The 4156-nt window shown below is 31.8% G+C and carries 2 protein-coding genes; both read left to right on the plus strand.

The window, feature by feature from the left end:
* Positions 1-202 precede the first annotated feature (202 nt).
* Entirely contained in the window at positions 203-1621 is a 1419-nt protein-coding gene (glgA, locus tag RWL86_RS08280) for a glycogen synthase GlgA (RefSeq protein WP_020991386.1), read from the plus strand.
* Positions 1622-1641: 20 nt separating this feature from the next.
* Positions 1642-4035 (plus strand): glycogen/starch/alpha-glucan phosphorylase, encoded by a 2394-nt coding sequence (locus tag RWL86_RS08285; RefSeq protein WP_314078775.1) that lies wholly within the window; start codon positions 1642-1644, stop codon positions 4033-4035.
* Positions 4036-4156 lie beyond the last annotated feature (121 nt).

Below are 4156 nucleotides of genomic sequence, written 5' to 3' on the forward strand. Positions count from 1 at the left end.
AATCTGGGCTTATAGCCCCGGTTCAAACCACCCGTTAGACGGGTGGTCATGATTGTTCCTGTAAAGTTCATTAAAAAGTAAAAAACAAAACAATATTATAGTTTAATTTGTGATAAATAAGAGTATAATAGGAAATAATCAGTGAATTTTATTTCAAACTGATTAGAAGCAAGTTCCTATTAACCTAAAAAGGAGAATGATGATGAAAGTTCTATTTATCGCTGCAGAAGCATCCCCTTTTGTAAAAATTGGTGGACTAGGAGATGTGATTGGATCACTTCCCAAAGCGTTACAAGCCGAAGGAGTAGAAGCAAGAGTAGTATTACCACTTTACTCAAGTATCAATCGTGAAAAATTTCCTTTAGTATATAAAAAACATATTTTTGTGCAATTAGGCTGGAGACAAGCTTATTGTGGTATTTTTGAGTGTAATATCGATGGAATTACGTATTATTTTATTGATAATGAACAGTATTTTAATCGCTCAACTGTTTATGGACAAGAAGATGATGGTGAGCGTTTTGCATTCTTTTCAAAAGCTGCATTAGAAATTTTACCTCATATTGATTATCAACCGAATATTATTAATGCGAATGATTGGCATACAGCATTATCCATTATTTATTTAGATGACTTCAAATCAAGAGAAATGGAATTTTATCAAGGAATGCAAACTGTATTGTCTATTCATAATATTGAATTCCAAGGAAAGTTTAATCCGTATAGTATGGGAGATTTATTTGGATTAGATAATAAGTATTTTGATGCATTGATTTATAATGGTGATTTGAACTTATTAAAAGGAGCGATTCAATTAGCAAATCGTGTGAATACAGTCAGTCAAACTTATGCAAAAGAAATTTTAAATCCATATTTTTCTTATGGACTAGATAAAATATTGCAAGTAGAGCAAGGAAAATTAGTAGGAATTGTGAATGGACTAGATACAGATACATTTAATCCAGAAACAGATACTCATTTAGAAAAAAATTATTCTTTATCCTCAATCACAAAAAAAGTGGAAAATAAATTAGCATTTCAAAGACAAATGGCCTTAGAAGAAAATCCTCATAAGATGATGGTAGGAATGGTTACAAGATTAACGCATCAAAAAGGAATTGATTTAGTTTTAGACGTAGCAGATCAATTGTTAGACTTAGGAATCCAATTAGTGATTTTAGGAACGGGTGATGCTCATTATGAATCAGCCTTACGCTCATTAGAATATCGTAGACATGATGTTGTTAGAAGTTTAATTATGTTCTCAAGTGAAATGTCTTCAAAAGTATACGCTTCATGTGATGCATTTTTAATGCCTTCTAAAACTGAACCATGTGGCTTATCACAATTAATTTCTATGCGTTATGGAACAGTTCCAATTGTTCATCGTGTAGGAGGATTATATGATACTGTTCAACCATTTGATGGGGTTCATGGAACAGGATTTACATTTGAAAGTTTTAATTCTGGAGATTTATTAGATGCAGTAAGACGAACAAAAGAAGTCTATGATTTTCAAAAGGAAAATTGGACATCCATTGTTTCTCAAGCAATGAGTAAAGATGTTAGTTGGAATCAATCTGCGAAGCAATATGTTTCATTATATCAATCAATTTTATAAAAAGGGTTAAGGTGATTTTTGTGAATTCATTAAATTTTCAACAACGTATCGAGCAAACATTACAAATTCAATTTGGTGTAACAATTGATCATGCTAGTAAACGTCAAGTTTATGAAGCGATGATGAGAAGTGTTCGTGAGATTTTATCTCAAAAGAAATTTGGATATGAACAAGAATTAAAAAAACGTAGAGTGAAACGTGCGTACTATATGTCTATGGAATTTTTAGTGGGAAGAACGTTAAGAAATAATTTATTTAATTTAGGAATTGAACAAGAAATTCAAACATATTTAAGTAAACATCATATTTCTTTGGATGAAATTTATCAAATTGAACCTGATCCAGGGCTTGGAAATGGTGGTTTAGGTCGTCTAGCTTCTTGTTATTTAGATGCATTAACGAGTCAAGATTATCCAGTAACAGGATTTTCTATTCTATATGAATATGGAATTTTCAAACAAGTGATTAATAATGGTTGGCAACAAGAATTTCCGGATCACTGGTTAGATTTAGGAAAATATGGATTAGTTTATCGTAGTGATGAAGAAGTAGAAGTTCGTTTCTATGGAAATATTAAAGAAGAAATGACATCAGAAGGATTCCGTGTGACTCATGAAAATTATACGGCTATTCAAGCTGAACCATATGATTTATTAATTTCAGGATATGATACAGATACTGTTAATACTTTACGCTTATGGGAAGCAAAAGCCAAAACAGGATTTAATATGAAATTATTTGAACGTGGAGAATATTCTCGTTCTTCAGAAGCAGAAGCGATTGCATCTTCTATTTCTAAATTATTATATCCAGCAGATAGCACAAGAGAAGGAAAAGAATTACGAATTAAACAACAATATTTCTTCATTAGTGCCTCACTACAACAACTAGTGAAAAATCATTACCGTGAATTTGGAACTTTAGAGAACTTCCATGAATATGCAGCACTTCATATTAATGATACTCACCCAGCGATGGCAGTGGCAGAATTTATGAGATTATTAATTGATGAATATCATTATTCTTGGGAAAAATCATGGGACATCACTACGAAAACATTTGCTTATACGAACCATACCATTATGTCTGAAGCGTTAGAAAAATGGGCTGTGGATTTGTTCCAACCAATTCTTCCAAGAATTTATTCTATTATAGAAGAAATTAATCGTCGCTTCTGTCAATGGGTGATTGATATGGGTTATGAAATGACATTACCAGAAACAGCGATTATTTATGATGGTATGATTAAAATGGCGAACTTATCAATCGTTGGTAGCCATTATGTCAATGGTGTATCGAAATTGCATAGTGATATTTTAGTCGATTCTACATTCCGTGCATTCTACTCTTTATATCCGGATAAATTTGGCAATGTAACGAATGGTATTGCACATAGAAGATGGTTAGGACAAGCAAATCCTGAGTTAACGAATTATTTAGAATCATTAATCGGTATTGATTTTGTAAAAGATTTATCTAAAATTTCTAAGTTATTAGAGTATAAAGATGATGAGAAAGTTTTACATGCATTAAAAAATATTAAACATCAGAAGAAACAACAATTGGCAGCGTACATTCAAGATACATTAGGAATTACGGTAAATCCAAATTCTATTTTTGATGTACAAGTGAAGAGACTTCATGAATATAAACGTCAATTATTAAATGCTTTGCATATTGTTTATTTATATCAAGCCATTAAATATCAAGGATTAAGACCAACACCAAGAACCTTTATTTTCGCTGCAAAAGCTTCATCTGGATATGATATGGCGAAAAATATTATTAAATTTATCCATTCCATCTCACAATTAATTGAAAGTGATGAATTAGTAAGAGAATATATCAAAGTAGTCTTTATTCCAGATTATAAAGTAAGTCTTGCAGAAATTATTTTACCGGCAGCAGATGTGAGTGAACAAATTTCTCAAGCAGGTAAAGAAGCAAGTGGTACTGGTAATATGAAATTAATGTTAAATGGGGCTATTACATTAGGAACATTAGATGGAGCTAATGTTGAAATTCTTGAAGCTGTTGGAGAAGAAAATATTGTAATTTTTGGATTAGAAACAGAAGAAGTCAATCAATTAGTTGCAGAAGGGTATAAACCTTGGGAATGGTATAATCGTTCTGAAAGAGTGAAGCAAACACTTGATTTTATTCGTACGATGACGGTTGGTGGTATGAACTTTAATTTCTTAGTAGATTATTTATTGAATCATGATCCATTTATGTGTTTAGCAGATTTTGAATCGTATATTCATGCGCAACAACAAATTGAAGCTGCATATAATAATGAAAAACAATGGGAAAAGATGAGTTTAATAAATACTGCAAAAGCGGGTATTTTCTCAGCGGATCGTTCCGTAAAAGAATATGCAGATAGAATTTGGCACATTCAACAAGTGAAATAGGCGAAATGGACTTCTCTGAAGTAGCGAAGGACGGCAGCAGCCCTTTCGGTCTCATGCCTAAACTTCGAGCCTAGGTATCGAATTTTATTTGAAACAAAGTACCAAAAAAAGACAAAAAGAT

The organism is uncultured Granulicatella sp. (assembly GCF_963515095.1).
Classification (GTDB): Bacteria; Bacillota; Bacilli; order Lactobacillales; family Aerococcaceae; genus Granulicatella.